General features: G+C 68.8%; 14 protein-coding genes, 1 pseudogene and 2 riboswitches. Of the genes and pseudogenes, 13 read left to right on the top strand and 2 right to left on the bottom strand.

Annotated features, from left to right (window positions below):
* Nucleotides 1-155: 155 nt before the first annotated feature.
* From FU658_RS04470 to dusB, 9 genes are all read left to right on the top strand, one after another.
* Nucleotides 156-728 (top strand): RNA polymerase sigma factor, encoded by a 573-nt coding sequence (locus FU658_RS04470; RefSeq protein ID WP_147890972.1) that lies wholly within the window; start codon nt 156-158, stop codon nt 726-728.
* Nucleotides 721-1,275, top strand: coding sequence for a hypothetical protein (locus tag FU658_RS04465; RefSeq protein WP_147890971.1), 555 nt, complete (start codon nt 721-723; stop codon nt 1,273-1,275). Before FU658_RS04470 ends, FU658_RS04465 begins: the two co-directional genes overlap by 8 nt.
* Nucleotides 1,276-1,302: 27 nt before the next feature.
* Entirely contained in the window at nt 1,303-2,337 is a 1,035-nt protein-coding gene (locus FU658_RS04460; protein ID WP_147890970.1) for a PDZ domain-containing protein, read from the top strand.
* Between the two features lie 102 nt (nt 2,338-2,439).
* A riboswitch (yybP-ykoY riboswitch) is annotated at nt 2,440-2,541 on the top strand.
* Nucleotides 2,542-2,624: 83 nt separating this feature from the next.
* Complete coding sequence (locus FU658_RS04455) at nt 2,625-3,191, top strand: TMEM165/GDT1 family protein (RefSeq protein ID WP_147890969.1); 567 nt, start codon at nt 2,625-2,627, stop codon at nt 3,189-3,191.
* Nucleotides 3,192-3,246: 55 nt separating this feature from the next.
* Nucleotides 3,247-4,377 (top strand): GGDEF domain-containing protein, encoded by a 1,131-nt coding sequence (locus FU658_RS04450; protein WP_187265912.1) that lies wholly within the window; start codon nt 3,247-3,249, stop codon nt 4,375-4,377.
* A 78-nt stretch (nt 4,378-4,455) separates the two neighbouring features.
* Nucleotides 4,456-5,721 (top strand): NupC/NupG family nucleoside CNT transporter, encoded by a 1,266-nt coding sequence (locus FU658_RS04445; RefSeq protein ID WP_147890967.1) that lies wholly within the window; start codon nt 4,456-4,458, stop codon nt 5,719-5,721.
* 10 nt (nt 5,722-5,731) lie between these two features.
* Nucleotides 5,732-6,046 carry a hypothetical protein gene (locus FU658_RS15070; RefSeq protein WP_255505407.1) on the top strand — a complete coding sequence of 105 codons (315 nt, stop codon included), beginning with the start codon at nt 5,732-5,734 and terminating at the stop codon, nt 6,044-6,046.
* On the top strand, nt 5,935-6,666 hold the full coding sequence (locus tag FU658_RS04440; protein ID WP_321167733.1) for a PfkB family carbohydrate kinase: 732 nt from the start codon (nt 5,935-5,937) through the stop codon (nt 6,664-6,666). Before FU658_RS15070 ends, FU658_RS04440 begins: the two co-directional genes overlap by 112 nt.
* A gap of 29 nt (nt 6,667-6,695) precedes the next feature.
* On the top strand, nt 6,696-7,685 hold the full coding sequence (dusB, locus tag FU658_RS04435; RefSeq protein ID WP_147890966.1) for a tRNA dihydrouridine synthase DusB: 990 nt from the start codon (nt 6,696-6,698) through the stop codon (nt 7,683-7,685).
* Nucleotides 7,686-7,710: 25 nt separating this feature from the next.
* Here dusB and FU658_RS04430 read toward each other — a convergent pair whose 3' ends face one another.
* On the bottom strand, nt 7,711-8,769 hold the full coding sequence (locus FU658_RS04430; RefSeq protein ID WP_147890965.1) for a metal-dependent hydrolase: 1,059 nt from the start codon (nt 8,767-8,769) through the stop codon (nt 7,711-7,713).
* A 166-nt stretch (nt 8,770-8,935) separates the two neighbouring features.
* Here FU658_RS04430 and metK point away from each other — a divergent pair, with 166 nt between their 5' ends.
* The 4 genes and pseudogenes from metK (at nt 8,936) to FU658_RS04410 (ending at nt 13,704) form a co-directional block, all read left to right on the top strand.
* On the top strand, nt 8,936-10,135 hold the full coding sequence (gene metK, locus FU658_RS04425; RefSeq protein ID WP_147890964.1) for a methionine adenosyltransferase: 1,200 nt from the start codon (nt 8,936-8,938) through the stop codon (nt 10,133-10,135).
* Between the two features lie 106 nt (nt 10,136-10,241).
* Nucleotides 10,242-10,320, top strand: a riboswitch (S-adenosyl-L-homocysteine riboswitch).
* Between the two features lie 20 nt (nt 10,321-10,340).
* A pseudogene (ahcY, locus tag FU658_RS04420) lies at nt 10,341-11,782 on the top strand (adenosylhomocysteinase).
* 117 nt (nt 11,783-11,899) lie between these two features.
* Nucleotides 11,900-12,610 carry an SIMPL domain-containing protein gene (locus FU658_RS04415; RefSeq protein ID WP_187265911.1) on the top strand — a complete coding sequence of 237 codons (711 nt, stop codon included), beginning with the start codon at nt 11,900-11,902 and terminating at the stop codon, nt 12,608-12,610.
* A 146-nt stretch (nt 12,611-12,756) separates the two neighbouring features.
* A complete protein-coding gene (locus FU658_RS04410) occupies nt 12,757-13,704 on the top strand; it encodes an SEL1-like repeat protein (RefSeq protein WP_147890962.1) in 948 nt (315 codons plus the stop codon).
* Here FU658_RS04410 and FU658_RS04405 read toward each other — a convergent pair.
* Nucleotides 13,684-15,768, bottom strand: coding sequence for a prolyl oligopeptidase family serine peptidase (locus FU658_RS04405; protein WP_187265910.1), 2,085 nt, complete (start codon nt 15,766-15,768; stop codon nt 13,684-13,686). The two genes, FU658_RS04410 and FU658_RS04405, sit on opposite strands and share 21 nt — an antisense overlap.
* Nucleotides 15,769-15,913: the final 145 nt, after the last annotated feature.

Genomic DNA, 15,913 nt, shown 5'->3' with positions numbered 1-15,913 from the left:
CGCCGTACGCCCCATCATACGCTATTGCGAATAATTCCTATTACGATCTTTCGGGCAGACATGGCCCTCCGGCTCCCCGGCTCTTGCGGACCGGTACGCCGGCCCAGGAAACCTGCGACGCTTTCCGCGTCCGGCGCATCCTATGGGACGTGGACATGCGCAGCCCCTTCGCCATCGACCTGCCCGACACCCTGATCGCCGCCGCCCGGCGCGGCGACGAGGCGGCATGGTCGGAGATCTACCGGCACTTCGAGCGTCCGGTCTACACGCTGGCCCTGCGCATGACCGCCCATCCCGACGAGGCGAGCGAAGTGCTGCACGACACGATGCTGAAGGTGTTCGAGGGCATTGCCGGATTCCGGGGCAGTGCGCCGTTCTGGGGCTGGCTGCGACAGATCGCGGTCAATACCGCGCTGATGCGCCTGCGCCGCGCCGAGCGGCTGCAGTTCAGCGATGACCCTCCCGAACCCGAGCCCGACGACCAGCGCGATGCCGACTGGCTGCCTGCCGCCGCCACCGACGCGGCCCTGCTGCGCCGGGCACTCCACGCCCTGCCCGACACCACCCGCACCGTGCTGTGGTTGCACCACGGCGAGGGTTACACCCACGAGGAGATCGGTCGACTGATGGGCAAGGGTGCCAGCTTCTCCAAATCACGCGTTTCGCGGGGACTGAGCCAGCTGCGCGAGCTGCTGGGCGTCACCCGCACGGAGGTCCACCATGCCTGACACCACGCTTCCACCCCCGCCACCGCAGCGCGTGCCGGCGCGCGACGCATTCGCCGCGCTACCGCCCGAACTGCCGCCGCGCCCGGTGTGGCCGCAGGTGGCCGCGCAACTGAAGCGGCGGCCGCGACGCCGTCGTCGCACCGGCCTGTGGCTGGCGGTGGCGGCCAGTGCCGTGCTGGTGGCGATCTGGATGCCGCGGCTGCACGAGCCCGCGACCACGCCCGCGGGCTTGGCCCCGATGGACGCGGTGACCACGGAGCCGGCGGCCGCGCCGGATGTCGAGGCCCTGGTGCAACGCTCGCAGGCCCTGGAGTCGAGCCTCGCCGCCCAGCCTCCGGCCTTGCGCAGTGGCAGCGCCGTGCTGGCCGCGGAGTGGATTGCCGCGGACATCGGTGCCATCGACGCCGCGCTCGCCGATGCGCGCCCCGAGGATGTCGCGACGCTGTGGCACGCACGGGTGGAGCTGCTCGCCGAACTGGCCGGGCTTCGGCAGAACGAGACGCTCGCGGCCACCGGTTCCGGCGGTCTCGTGCTCGCCCTTGATTGACCCATTGTTCCCTCCTGGAGACGCGACATGAACCACATCAGGACCATCCTTTACGCCGCCCTGGCGAGCGCAGTCATGGCCTTCAGTCCCGCGGCCCCCGCCGCTGTCCAGGACCCGGACGACTCCGCCACCGCGTCGGAGCTGGCCGAAGCCCGCCGCGACCTGGCCGACGCCGCGCGTCGGCTGGCCCAGCTCAGCCAGCGACTCGGACAAGATGCACAGCGCATCTCGATCGAACACATGCAACTGGTTGGCGGCGATCGACCGCGACTGGGCGTGGTGCTCGGCGGCGGGCCCGCAGGTGGCGTGGCGGTGCGGGGAGTCACACCCGAAGGTCCGGCCGCCGAAGCCGGCCTGCGGTCGGGCGACGTGATCGAATCCATCGACGGCCACCTGCTTTCCGACGCCGACGCCGCCGGGCGGGTACGCCAGGCCCGCGAGCACCTTTCGGGCCTCGAGGACGGACAGAGCGTCACCCTGCTCGTGCGTCGCGATGGCGAGGTGCTCCAGCTTGGCCTGCAGGCGCGCACGATGCCGTCCTCGCTGTGGGCAGGCGGCTTGGACGCCGTCATCGACACCCACGTGCGCGAGCGCCTGCAGTCGCTGGGCAACCTGCGCGACCTGGGCCTGGTGCCACCCGATCTCGACCTGCACATCGGTCCGATCCTGCCCTTCGCCGGCTGCGGGGAGGACGTGGATGGCGAATGCCGCGCACCGCGGCTCAGGGAGGCCCTGCGCTGGCGCGCGTTGAACCTGGCCACGGTGGAAGCCGGCCTCGGCCGCTACTTCGGCGTGGACCGCGGCGTGCTGGTCGTTTCCAGTGATTCGCGCCTGCAAGGGCTCGAAGCCGGCGATGTGATCCTCAGCATCGACGGCACCGAAGTGGGCTCGCCGGCGGAAGCGATGCGCGAGCTGTCGCGCCACCCTTCCGGCACGTCGATCCCGCTGCGCATCCAGCGCGACGGCGAGGCGCGCGACGTCACCCTGACCGCGCCGGCCGCGGATTCCATCGGCCGGCTGCTGCAGCTGCGCCCGGATCGCCGGCACGCAAGTCGCAGCTGAAGCCGCGCCACGGCCGGGACTACTTGGTCCATTCGCATTTGAGTGTCAACCAGTCGGTGCCCCTCGCCTTGCCACCTGCCTCCGGATAGACTCGGCCCTGCTTTCCCTGTCTTCGGGGAGTAGCCCACCCGCCCTGCGCGGGGTCCACGCGTCAACACACTTGGCAGCAGCCATGGCGCGTGGGGTGGATCGACGCGATCCCCCGGGCAAGACCGGAGACCTGCGTGCACCCCCGGCCGGGCGTGCAGGCGGGTCTTCGCATGTCTTGCCCGGCCATGGAGCGCACGTTGAATACCCTGATCATTTCGACCCTGGCCGTCGCGATCGCCGAGATCGGCGACAAGACGCAGTTGCTGGCACTGGTGCTGGCCGCCCGCTTCCGCCGCCCCTGGGCGGTCATCGCCGGCATCTTCGTGGCCACGCTGCTCAACCACGCCCTGGCCGGATGGGTCGGCGCATGGGTGGCGGACTGGATCAGCGCCGGCGTGCTGCGCTGGCTGCTGGCCGCCAGCTTCCTGGCGGTGGCCCTGTGGACCCTGGTGCCGGACAAGCTCGACGAGCATGCCCCGCCGCTCAGTGCCCGGAGCGCCTTCATCGCCACCACGCTGGCCTTCTTCCTGGTGGAGATGGGGGACAAGACCCAAGTGGCCACCGTCGTGCTGGCCGCCACCTACGACCCGCTGTGGCAGGTCGTGGCCGGATCCACCTTCGGCATGCTGCTGGCCAATGCGCCGGTGGTGCTGCTGGGCCAGCACGCCGGGCCACGCATCCCGCTGCACCATGTGCGCTGGGCCGCGGCCGCGTTCTTCGCCCTCATCGCCGCATGGATCGCCTGGCAGGGCCTGCCGGGATAGGATCGCGGCCAGCTGCAGCGCTATGCTGGGCAAGTCCGGCAGGAGCGAGGAACGATTGAGCAGTCTCGGCGAGACACTTCACGACGTGGCACGTTCGCTGTCCCAGCGTCCCGACGAGATCATGCTCGACGTCGGCGCCGGGGGTGAGCGCGTCATCGCCGGCCTGCGCATCGTGCTGGTCCTGATCCTGATGCTGCTGCCGGTCGCGAACTACCTGGGCGACGGCAGCCTGGAGGAGTCGCTCGCAGGCTTCTTCGGGGCCAGCATCGCGCTGGCGTTCTCCCTGGTCTGGCTGTGGATGGCGGGCCAGCGCCGCCGCTTCCAGTGGCTGCCCTTCCTCACCGGCGCGGTCGACATCAGCCTCGTCACCCTGGTGCTGTTCCTGCTGATGCGGATCGATGTCGCGGCCGCCCTCAACAGCCAGGTCGTCTTCGCCTGCTACCTGCTGGCGATCATGATCACCGCGATGAAGAACGATGGCCGGGCCACGCTGCTGATCGGCTCGCTGGCCATGCTGCAGTATGCGGGCATGGCCCTGCTGGTCTTCACCACGCATGCGCCCGAGCAACTGGTCTCCCCGGAGTACGGCATCGTCAGCACGGGGACCCAGGTGCAGCGCCTGATCATCATCGGCATCACCACGGTGCTGACCCTGGTGGTGGTGTTCCGGATCCAGCGCCTGGTCGAACTCTCCGGCACCGATGGCCTGACCGGCCTGCCCAACCGCAGCCACCTCAAGCTGCGCGTGCCGGAACTGATCGAGAACGCCCGCCGCGACGGGATGACGCTGACCATGGGCCTGGTCGACCTGGATCGCTTCAAGCGCATCAACGAGGACCACGGGCACCGCACCGGCGACCGCGCCCTGCGCCATGTCACCGACGTGCTGCGGCGCACGCTCGACCAGCACTCGGTCATCATCCGCATCGGTGGCGAAGAGTTCATGGTGCTCATGCCGATGCCGATGGGCCCGGCCTGGGAGCACATGGAGCACCTGCGCATGGCGGTCGAGGAACGGCCCTTCGTGCCCGAACCCGGCCTGCCCCCCGAGACGCTGACGATCAGCGCCGGGCTGGCCGCCTTCCCCCACGATGCCGCCGACGTGTCGAACCTGATGAAGCGGGCCGACGAACGCCTGCACCGGGCCAAGGCCGACGGCCGCAACCGGGTCGTGGCGCGCGACTGAGCACGGCGGTGTTGCCGCCCCCCCGGCCCTGCACTACGCTGCGCCGTCATACGGCCGCAACAGGCGCCTGGTACCCCCATGCTCGACATCCTCTTCGGCCTGATCGGCCTCACCACGCTGCTGGCCATCGCCCTGGCGTTCTCCGAGAACCGGCGCGCGGTCGACTGGCGGCTGGTGGCCACCGGCCTGGGCCTGCAGCTGGTCTTCGCGGTGTTCGTCCTGCTCACGCCGTGGGGTGCCACGGTGTTCGGCTTCCTCTCGCGCGGCTTCGTGAACCTGCTGGGCTATACCCAGGAGGGCTCGCGCTTCATCTTCGGCGAACTGGTCAACGTCGAGAACATCGGCTTCGTGTTCGCCTTCCAGGTGCTGCCGACCATCATCTTCTTCGCTTCGTTCATGGCGGTGCTCTACCACCTGGGCGTCATGCAGGTGATCGTGCGCGGCATGGCCTGGGTGATCACCAAGGTGATGCGCGTGTCGGGTGCGGAAACGCTGTCGGTGTGCGCGAACGCCTTCATCGGCCAGACCGAGGCGCCACTGGTGGTGAAGCCCTACATCCTGGGCATGACGCGCTCGGAGCTGCTCACGCTGATGGTCGGCGGCATGGCCACGATCGCCGGCGGCGTCCTGGGCGCCTACGTGATGCTGCTGGGCGGCAGCGACCCGGAGGTGCAGCGCTTCTACGCCCAGCACCTGATCGCCGCCAGCATCATGGCCGCGCCCGCCACGCTGGTGATCGCCAAGGTGCTGTGCCCGGAAACCGGCGAACCGCTGACCCGCGGCCACGTCCGGGTGGAGGTCGAGAAGACCACCGCCAATGTCATCGACGCGGCGGCCTCGGGTGCCGGCGAGGGCCTGCGGCTGGCGCTCAACGTCGGCGCGATGCTGCTGGCCTTCATCGCGCTGGTCGCACTGGTCAATGGCCCGATCGGCTGGGTCGGCGAAGTCACCGGGCTCAACGCGATGATGGGCCAGACGCTGAGCCTGTCGCTGATCCTGGGCTACATCGTCGCCCCGGTCGCGTGGCTGATCGGCGTGCCGACCCCCGACATCGTCGCCGTCGGCGGGCTGATCGGCACCAAGGTGGTGCTCAACGAGTTCGTCGCCTACGTGCAGCTGGCCGGCATCCAGGAGGGCCTGACCGACAAGGGCCGGCTGATCGCCACCTACGCGCTGTGCGGCTTCGCCAACATCTCCTCGATCGCGATCCAGATCGGTGGTATCGGCGGCCTGGCACCGGAGCGCCGGTCCGACCTGGCGCGCTTCGGCCTCAAGGCGGTGCTGGGCGGCAGCCTGGCCACGCTGATGACGGCGACGATCGCCGGCGTCCTCGGCAGCTTCTGAGGCCCTGCGAATGACCGCCCGGGTCCTCGTCGTCGGCTCGTTCAACCTCGACCACGTCTGGACCACGGCACGCCTGCCCGAACCCGGCGCCACCCGCAGCGGCCACTACGCCAGCGGGCCCGGCGGCAAGGGCTTCAACCAGGCCATCGCGGCGGTGCGCGCCGCGCGGCCACCTGCTTCGTCGGCGCGCTGGGCGAGGACGCCGCCGCCGGCATTGCGCGCGCGCTGGCCGCGGAGAACCAACTCGTGCTGGAAATCGAATCCGTGCCGGCGCAGCCCTCGGGCACCGCCGCGGTGCTGGTCGATGCAGCCGGCCGCAACCTGATTGTCGTGGCCCTGGGTGCGAACCTGCACCTGACGCCCGCCTTCATCACCGACGCCATCGGCGGCCACGCGGGCGCGCGGGTGCTGCTGGCACAGCTGGAGTCGCCGGCGGGCGCAATCCGGCACGCACTGGAACATGGCCGGGAACGCGGCCTGTTCACCGTACTCAATCCCGCACCCGTCGACGCTCAGGTCGACGCGGCGATGCTGCAGGCCTGCGAACTGATCACGCCCAACGAAAGCGAGTTCAGTGCGTTGATGCACCGCTTCGATGGCCTGGAGGTGGCGCCCGAGGCCGTGGCGGGACTGGACGATGAAGCGCTGGCCCTCGCCTGCGCGGTCCTGCCCTGCCCCCGCGTGCTGGTGACGCTGGGCGCCGGCGGCTGCGTGCTGGTCGATTCCGGCCAGGTCACGCGGTTCGCCGCCGAAGCGGTGGACTGCATCGACTCGACCGGCGCGGGCGATGCGTTCAACGGTGCCCTGTGCGCCCGGCTGTCAGAGGGCGCCCCCCTGGACGATGCCATCGTGTTCGCCGGCCGCTACGCCGGCCTGTCGACCGAGCGGCGCGGCGCGGCCCTGGCCATGCCCACGGCCGCCGACCTTGCCCGCCGCTTCGGCTGAGGCCGGCGACCCACCGGTATAATCGCCGGATGCGCATCGGCGAGTTCCAGATCCAGCCCCGCGTGATCCTGGCCCCGATGGCCGGGGTCACCGACAAGCCGTTCCGGTTGCTGTGCAAGCGGCTGGGCGCGGGCCTGGCGGTGTCGGAGATGACCAGCGCCAACCCGTGCCTGTGGCACACGCGCAAGTCGCTCTCGCGCATGGACCACGTCGGCGAGCCCGACCCCATAAGCGTGCAGATCGCCGGCACCGACCCGGTGGCGATGGCCGAGGCGGCGCGCTTCAACGTCGACCACGGCGCGCAGATCATCGACATCAACATGGGCTGCCCGGCGAAGAAGGTGTGCAACGCCTGGGCCGGTTCGGCGCTCATGCGCGACGAGGCCCTGGTGGGCCGCATCGTGTCGGCCGTGGTGGCCGCGGTCGACGTGCCGGTGACGCTGAAGATCCGCACCGGATGGGACAGCGCCCACCGCAACGCGCCGTCCATCGCCCGCATCGCCCAGGACAGCGGCATCGTCGCGTTGGCCGTGCACGGCCGCACCCGCGACCAGCTCTACAAGGGCGAGGCGGAATACGACACGATCGCCGCGATCAAGGCGGCGCTCGACATCCCGGTCATCGCCAACGGCGACATCGATTCGCCGGACAAGGCGCGTGCGGTGCTCGAGCACACCGGTTGCGATGCCGTCATGGTGGGCCGTGCCGCCCAGGGCCGGCCGTGGATCCTGGGCGAGATCGCCCACCACCTGGCCACCGGCGAATACCTCGACCCACCGTCGCTGGAGGAGGTCGGCCGGATCCTGCTGGAACACCTGCAGGCGCTGCACGCGTTCTACGGCGAGCAGGCCGGCGTCCGCATCGCCCGCAAGCACCTCGGCTGGTACGCGAAGGACCGCCCGGAAAACGCCGCCTTCCGCGCCGTCGTCAATCGCGCCGAAACGGCGGATGCCCAGCTGGCGCTGACCCGCGACTATTTCGACGCACTGGTGGCAGGCGAACTCGACATCGCTGCCTGACGACCGCAGGCCGGCAAGCCGGGGCCTACTGCGCTGGCCCGCCAACCGACGAACCCGGCCCCGGGGACGGTTCCGCCGGCTCCGCGCTCCAGATGCGTCGCCACATCGCCGCCAGCTGCCCACCGACATCCTCGCGGCGCCAGCGGATCTGCTCCGGCTCGATCTCCACCCACGCGCCATCGACGCGCTCGGCCACGGCGAAATTGAAGGTGTAGTGCGGCTCCAGCCCCATGCGCAGATCGGACAGCACCAGCCGGTCGTCGTGTTCGCGTGCACGCATGAAGCCGCGGTTGAACCAGTGCAGTCGCTGCACCGCCTCGAACCCGCCCACCTCGTGAAGCGCCCCGACGTCGCTGGGGTGCGCGTCGAACCGCACCCGGCCACGGTCGGCAACCACCGAGTACTGCCCTTCCAGGTAGCCCTCCGGCGTCATCACGACGACCCGCCACAGCAACGTGTTGAACGGCATCGGCACGCTGAAGCGCGGCGCATCGTGCAGCGGCGTGTCGACAAGCGTCCGGGACACCGCGCGCTCGACCAGGGCCTTGGCCGCCAGGCTCCAGCCGAGATAGGCGCTACTCAACACCACCCCGGCCAGCAGGAACGAGCGCACCCAGGCCCTCGCGCCGCCGGCCAGCGTCGCGATGACGCCCACCAGCAGGGGAAGGGTGTAGAGCGGATCGATGATGAACACGCTCGACCACATCGTCGGGGACAGCGGCAGCGGCCACCACAGCTGGGTGCCATAGACGGTGAGTGCGTCGAGCAGCGGGTGGGTCAGGAGCGCCAGCTGGATCGCCCACAGCCAGGCGCGCGGATCCTCGCGCACCGGCGTCCACACCCGTGACAGCAGCCACCACAGCCCGGCGCCGAACACGGCGAGGAAGAGGAAGGAGTGGGTGATGCCCCGATGCCACACCATGTAGCGCACCGGGTCGACATCCATCATCGCCAGCGGGATGACGTCGAGGTCGGGAAAGGTGCCCAGCGCGGCACCCACGGCGACCGCCTTGCGGCGATGCGGCCCGGGCACCGCCAATGCGGCCACCGAAGCGCCGAGCACGATCTGGGTCAGGGAATCCATGGGCGCGCATGCTATCCCATCCGGGCGTCGGCGCGAGGTGAGCCGCAAACGGATGAATCCCCGGCAACACCTGCTTAACCCCGGCAGATGCATACTCGGCCGCGGTCGTTTATCATGCCCGACCCAGCAACATCCTTTCATCCGAATCAAAGGATACATGCCCGCGATGAGCAGCTACCTCTTCACCTCCGAGTCGGTCTCCGAAGGCCATCCGGACAAGATCGCCGACCAGATCTCCGATGCCGTGCTCGACGCGATCCTGGCCGAAGACAAGCGCGCACGCGTGGCCTGCGAAACGATGGTCAAGACCGGCGTGGCGATCATCGCCGGCGAGATCACCACGTCGGCCTGGGTCGACCTGGAGGCGATCACGCGCCGCGTGATCCTCGACATCGGCTACAACAGCTCCGACGTCGGCTTCGACGGCGAGACCTGTGGCGTGCTCAACCTCATCGGCAAGCAGTCCACCCACATCGCCCAGGGCGTGGACCGCAAGAAGCCCGAGGAGCAGGGCGCCGGCGACCAGGGCCTGATGTTCGGCTACGCCACCAACGAGACCCCGACCTTCATGCCGGCCGCAATCCACTACTCGCACCGCCTGGTCGAGCAGCAGGCGAAGATCCGCAACAAGAAGAACTCCCCGCTGCCCTGGCTGCGGCCGGACGCGAAGAGCCAGGTGACCCTGCGCTACGAGGACGGCAAGGCCGTGGCGATCGACGCGGTGGTGCTGTCGACCCAGCACGCCCCGGGCGTGAAGCAGAAGGACCTCATCGAGGCCGTGCGCGAGCACATCTGCGGGCCGGTGCTGCCGGAGAAGTGGCTGCACAAGGGCACCAAGTTCCACATCAACCCGACCGGCAAGTTCGAGATCGGTGGCCCGGTGGGCGACTGCGGCCTCACCGGCCGCAAGATCATCGTCGACACCTACGGCGGCTGGGCCCGCCACGGCGGTGGCGCGTTCTCGGGCAAGGACCCGTCCAAGGTCGACCGCTCGGCCGCCTACGCCGCGCGCTATGTCGCCAAGAACGTCGTTGCCGCCGGCCTGGCCGACCGCTGCGAGGTGCAGGTGAGCTACGCCATCGGCGTCGCCCAGCCGACCTCGATCTCGGTCACCACCTTCGGCACCGGCAAGATCGCCGACGACAAGATCGAGAAGCTGATCCGCAAGCACTTCGACCTGCGTCCGTTCGGCATCCTGCAGATGCTCGACCTGGTGCACCCGATGTACCGGGACACCGCCGCCTACGGCCATTTCGGCCGCAAGCCGGTGGACGTGAAGCTGCCCAACGGCGAGGCCTTCACCAAGTTCAGCTGGGAGAAGACCGACCGCGCCGAGGCGCTGCGCGCGGACGCCAAGCTCAAGTAGGCCGATGCAGTACCCGGCACCGGCCGCGTGATGCGGCCGTGCCCGTTCCACCGGTCGGCAGCGTTCATCGCCAGCCGACACGGTGGCGATATAATTTCGAGTCCACCGCACCGAGGGGCGCTGCGACCTGCGCAAGGCAGGCCAGGCTCGATGCGGGCAACACGCAACAACGGCGCCCTTCCCCGAATTCACACGGAGAAACGCCATGAATGCCGTCGCTCGCGACATCCCCAAGAACGATTACCAGGTGGCCGACATCGGCCTGGCGACCTCGGCCGCCGCCGCATCCGCATGGCCGAGGAGGAAATGCCCGGCCTGATGCAGATCCGCGCCAAGTACGCGCCGCTGCAGCCGCTCAAGGACGTGCGCCTGTCCGGCTCGCTGCACATGACCAAGGAAACCGCGGTCCTCATCGAGACGCTGACCGCGCTGGGCGCCAGCGTGCGCTGGGCCAGCTGCAACATCTTCTCGACCCAGGACGACTGCGCCGCCGCGATCGCGAAGTCCGGCGTGCCGGTGTTCGCCTGGAAGGGCGAGACGCTGGAGGAGTACTGGGACGCCACGCTCAACATGCTGACCCATCGCGGCGCCAACGGCGAGCTGCTGGGCCCGGAGCTGATCGTGGACGACGGTGGCGACGCCACGCTGCTGATCCACAAGGGCCTGGACATGGAGAACGGCGACACCTGGGTCGACTCCAAGGGCGCCAACCACGAGGAGCAGGTCATCAAGAACCTGCTCAAGCGCACCCGCGAGGAGCGTCCCGGCTTCTGGGCCACGGTCGCGCGCGACTGGCGTGGTGTCTCCGAGGAGACCACCACCGGCGTGCACCGCCTGTACCAGATGATGGAGGCCGGCAAGCTGCTGGTGCCCGCCATCAACGTCAACGACTCGGTGACCAAGTCGAAGTTCGACAACCTCTACGGCTGCCGCGAGTCGCTGGCCGATGCGATCAAGCGCGCCACCGACCTGATGATCGCCGGCAAGGTGGCCGTGGTCTGCGGCTACGGCGACGTCGGCAAGGGCTCCTCGCACTCGCTGCGTGGCCTGGGCGCCCGCGTGATCGTCACCGAGATCGACCCGATCAACGCCCTGCAGGCGGCGATGGAGGGCTTCGAAGTCAAGCGCATCGAGGACGTGCTGGGCGAGGCCGACATCTTCGTCACCACCACCGGCAACCGCGACATCATCACGCTCGAGCACATGCAGGGCATGAAGAACAACGCGCTGGTGTGCAACATCGGCCACTTCGACAACGAGATCCAGGTCGAGCGGCTGCAGGCCGACAAGTCGATCAAGCACGAGAACATCAAGCCGCAGGTCGACCGCTACACCTTCCCCAAGGGCAACAGCATCTACCTGCTGGCCGAGGGTCGCCTGGTGAACCTGGGTTGTGCGCATGGCCACCCGGCCTTCGTCATGTCGAACTCGTTCTCCAACCAGACCCTGGCGCAGATCGACCTGTGGCAGCACAAGGACGAGTACGAGAAGACCGTCTACCGCCTGCCCAAGAAGCTCGACGAGGAGGTCGCGCGACTGCACCTGGAGCAGATCGGCGTGAAGCTGACCACGCTGACCCAGGAGCAGGCCGACTACATCGGCGTGCCGGTGGAAGGCCCGTACAAGCCGGACCACTACCGCTACTGAGCCGCGCCGTCGCGCGACGGCGAACACCGGCTGAACGATCGAGGCGGGCCCCAGTGGCCCGCCTCTTTTTTGCCTGGGCCGCGGCGTATGCTTTCGCGAATTCCAGGAGACCCTCCCATGTCGCGATCCACCTACACCGGCCTTCCCCTGCTCTCCGCCCTCCTCGTCGCGATCGGCCTGGCGCTGGGCGGCTGGTTCGCCGGCCAGGGCCTGACCAAGTTCCGCACCGACGACCGCTACGTCGTGGTCAAGGGCCTGGCCGAGCAGGAGGTGGCCGCCGACCTGGTGGTGTGGCCGCTGGGGCACGCCGTGGGCGGCAACGACCTGGGCGAGATGCAGGCGCAGCTCGACGCCAACACCGATGCGATTCGCCGCTTCTTCCTCGATGCCGGCTTCGCCGAGTCCGAGATCGTGGTCTCCGCGCCACGCCTGGAGGACCGCGCGGCCTACGCCTGGGGCGAGCAACAGCCGCGCGAGCGCTTCCGCTACCAGACCACCGTCACGCTGCGCAGCAACCGCGTGTCCGAAGCCATCGAGGCGGTGCGCAACACCGGCGAACTGGTCAGTGCCGGCGTGCTGCTGTCCGAGGGCGGCTTCCCGCAGTTCGAGTTCACCCGCCTCAACGACATCAAGCCGGCGCTCATCGCCGACGCCACCGCGAACGCCCGCGCCGCGGCCGAGCAGTTCGCCAGTGATTCGGGTGCCAACGTCGGTGGCATCCGCAGCGCCAACCAGGGCGTCATCACGATCAGCGAGCGCGACCAGGGCTCGCCGCAGGTCAAGGTGGTGCGGGTGGTGTCGACGGTGGAGTATTTCCTGGTCGACTGAAGCACCATCGCCGGACGCGACCCGCAGGGAATGGCAGCGACGGGACTGCACGGGTAGGCTTGGCGGCGTATTCGCCATTGACAAGATGGCTCCAAGCACCAGCCGCCGAGAGGAACGCCAAGGGCATGTCAGCGCATGGAAGAGGATTGAACCGGGTCCTGATCGCGGCCCTTGCCTGCGGCCTGGCCATCACGCCCGTCGCCCACGGCGGGAACGCCATCCCCGGCACTGGGACAGAGGAAGAACGACTCCCGTGGTTCTTCCACGACGTCATCAATCCCTCTCATTCCGCCGAGCAGCGTGAGTCGGAACTGGTACTCGTGATCCGCGAGGCCGACGAGGGTGGCCGGACCGCGGCCATGCTGCTGGGCCGCCTGTACTTCATGGGCGACAGCCACCCCGCCAATCCCGCCGCCCGGGATCTGGAACGCGCGGAGCACTATCTGCAGATCGCCCTGACGTCCGGCGACCTTGAATCGATGCTGTGGCTAGCCGAGCTGGAACTCGCCAAGCGCAGGCCGCTCGAAGCGGCCATTTGGGCGCAGTCCTACATCCAGCTGCGCCAAGAGCCCGAAGAGGGGGAGGGTGCCACGGGCTACATACCTTCGCTGCTCGCCCGGATCGAACGTTCTCCGGGCGGATCGAGAATCGACAAAGAGGCACTGGAAGAGTATGTCGCCGGCTTCGTGCAAACGCATGGCGATCGGCTGCGCGAGGCTGCCGAAGGCCCCGACCATCGCGGGACGGGATGGGCCAAGGTCTGGTCCGACATGGAACGCCCGGAGTGCAATGTTGCGGAGAGGCTCTCGGTCGACACCAGGGTCCACGAACCCAGACGATCCCCGGGAGGTCTCACCTTCCGGTCCGGAACGCGGCTCTCCAGCTCAGGTCGGGCTCTCTTCCTGATTCGCATCAGAACCGACGGCAGCGTGTCCGATGCGATGCTGGTCTCGTCCTTGCCCGATGTCGAATACGGAATGCGCGTCAAGCCCACGGCCCTGTCCATGAAGTTCAATGAGGTGCCATCCGACTGCCGGACGCGCTGGGGCCTGGCGCCGATCACCCTCATCAATTCACTCGACCGGATTCGCTGACGCGGGCAACGGGTCCTCCGGCGCCTGGCCGCCGATGAACTCCGCCAGCCATGCCTGCTTCTCGCGATACCAGTGCAGCGAGTTGTTGTGCTTGAGGATCCAGTGGTTCTCGTCGGGGTAGTAGACGAAGCGGCTGCGCACGCCACGGTTTTGCAGCGTGTTGAAAAGCTCCACGCCGTGGTTGACCGGCACGCGGTAGTCCAGTTCGCCGTGGATCACCAGCGTGGGCGTGTCGAAGTTGGCCGCGCCGTAGTGTGGCGAGGTGTCGCGGAAGAAGCGCTCGCCGTCGGCCCAGAACTCGCCGAAGCGGCGCAGCGTGGCGCCGAAGTCCGCGGCCATCTGCGAGTAGTGGTTGTACACCGCCGCATGGGCCACCAGCGTCTGGAACGGATGCTCTCGGCCCAGCAGCAGCGAGGCCAGGTAGCCACCGTAACTGCCGCCGCCGGCCGCCATGCGTTCGCTGTCGATCCACGGCTGGGCGGCGAACCACTCCGCGGCCCGGATCGTATCCTCGTAGGGCAGCGTCGCCCAGTCGTTGGTGATGGCATCGGTGAACTCCTGGCCGAAGCCCGAGGAGCCGTGGAAGTTGTGCCAGGCCGTCACGTAGCCCCAGGTGTTGAACACCTGCGCGTTCCACCGCCAGTGGAAGCCGTCGGTAATGCCGTTGTGCGGCCCGCCGTGCAGCAGCAGGTACAGCGGGTACTCGCGCGAGCGGTCGAAGCCCGACGGGTAGCTCACCCACATCTGGATCTGCGCCCCGTTGGCGCCGGTGTAGGTCACGCTCTCGTAGGTGCCGAAATCGATCGTGGCCAGCAGTTCGTCGTTGAAGGTCGACATCGGCGTGGCGCGGCCGTTGCGCGGGTCCACCCGCACCAGCGTCGGCGGGAGTACGAAACTTTCGTTGAGCGCCACGAGCACGCGGCCATCTCGCGACATCGACGGCGATCCGAAACTGGTGTCGCCGGTGATCGCGGACTCGCGGCCGCTGCCAAGGTCGAACCGGTACAGGCGCACCGTACCGGCATCATTGATGGCGGCGGTGATGCTGCGGCTGTCCGCGCTCCATAGCGGATCGCCGATGGATCGGTCGAACTCGTCGGCGACCACGCGGCGGGATCCGGCACGGCGGTCCTTGACCATCAACCGCGCGCGGTCGGCGTAGAAGCCGACGATCTGCTGCTGCGAATAGGCCAGGTAGCGGCCATCCGGGCTGTAGCGCGGGCCGGTGTCAGGGGCCGGGTTGTCGGGGGTTATGTTGCGTGGCTCCCCGCCGTCCAGCGGCAGCACGTAAATGTCGGGATTCGGCGCAACGCCGGACTCGTCGGTATTGATGACCAGCGCGACTTCGCGACCGTCCGGCGCGATGTCGTAGTGACCGGCGCCGGCATCCTGGGCGGGCAATGCCAATCCACGCGGCAGCGTGATGGCCTCGGGCTCGCCGCCGTCCACCGACACCCGGTAGAGGTGTGTCTCGCGGTCATCCAGCCAGCGATCCCAGTGCCTCACGGGCGCGGAGTCCCAGGTCTTCGCCGAGGTCTTGGCGTCGCTGCGTTCCTTCTGCCGCTTGCCCTGCGCCTCCCAGTCGTCCAGGTCCGCCCAGACCCGGCTGAGGAAAGCCACGTGACGGCTGTCGGGGAACCACTTCGGCGCCGATGCACCGGTGGGCACCGAGGTCACGCGACGGGCCTCGCCGCCGTCCAGGCTGATCACGTAGACCTGCGCGGCCTCGTCCTCGCCGCGGCGCGAAACGAAGGCGATCGAGCGGCTGTCCGGGGCCCATACCGCCTGCGAGCTGTCGGAGTCTTCGGCCGTCAACGGCCGCGAGCTGTTGTCGCTGTTGTCGAAAAGCCAGATCCGATTGCGCGAGCGGTCCTTGTCCTTGTCGCTGGTCGAGACCTGCACCAGCGTATGGCGCCCGTCCGGCGACACCGCCGGGTTGGAGAGGCGCTTGAGCTCCCACATGGTTTCGGCTGTCAGGGGCTGGCCCTGCGCCAGCGCCGGATGGGCCGCGGACAACGAGAGGCCGGTCGCCAGCAGTGCCGTGGCCAGAAAGGATCGGAGCATCGTCACACCTCGTGATCGTGGATCGGAACCGGACGGGCCATTGCGCAGCCCGGGCGTCCGATCATCCCACAAGGGGCCACGAGGGCCCTGTGACTTTGGTTGGTGGGCGCCGCCACCACGACCCGGCGCCCCAGCTACCTCCCAG

The organism is Alkalisalibacterium limincola (assembly GCF_008017755.1).
In the GTDB taxonomy this organism is placed as follows: domain Bacteria; phylum Pseudomonadota; class Gammaproteobacteria; order Xanthomonadales; family Xanthomonadaceae; genus Alkalisalibacterium; species Alkalisalibacterium limincola.
The sequence above is the reverse complement of the archived record's forward strand: the minus strand, read 5'-3'. Positions and strand labels throughout refer to the sequence as shown.

Excerpts from the sequence above, each read along its gene's own strand:
- FU658_RS04470 (WP_147890972.1), top strand. The coding sequence starts at position 156 with ATGCGCAGCCCCTTCGCCATCGACCTGCCCGACACCCTGATCGCCGCC.
- FU658_RS04465 (WP_147890971.1), top strand. The coding sequence starts at position 721 with ATGCCTGACACCACGCTTCCACCCCCGCCACCGCAGCGCGTGCCGGCG.
- FU658_RS04460 (WP_147890970.1), top strand. The coding sequence starts at position 1,303 with ATGAACCACATCAGGACCATCCTTTACGCCGCCCTGGCGAGCGCAGTC.
- FU658_RS04445 (WP_147890967.1), top strand. The coding sequence starts at position 4,456 with ATGCTCGACATCCTCTTCGGCCTGATCGGCCTCACCACGCTGCTGGCC.
- FU658_RS15070 (WP_255505407.1), top strand. The coding sequence starts at position 5,732 with ATGACCGCCCGGGTCCTCGTCGTCGGCTCGTTCAACCTCGACCACGTC.
- dusB (WP_147890966.1), top strand. The coding sequence starts at position 6,696 with ATGCGCATCGGCGAGTTCCAGATCCAGCCCCGCGTGATCCTGGCCCCG.
- FU658_RS04430 (WP_147890965.1), bottom strand. The coding sequence starts at position 8,769 with ATGGATTCCCTGACCCAGATCGTGCTCGGCGCTTCGGTGGCCGCATTG.
- metK (WP_147890964.1), top strand. The coding sequence starts at position 8,936 with ATGAGCAGCTACCTCTTCACCTCCGAGTCGGTCTCCGAAGGCCATCCG.
- FU658_RS04415 (WP_187265911.1), top strand. The coding sequence starts at position 11,900 with ATGTCGCGATCCACCTACACCGGCCTTCCCCTGCTCTCCGCCCTCCTC.
- FU658_RS04405 (WP_187265910.1), bottom strand. The coding sequence starts at position 15,768 with ATGCTCCGATCCTTTCTGGCCACGGCACTGCTGGCGACCGGCCTCTCG.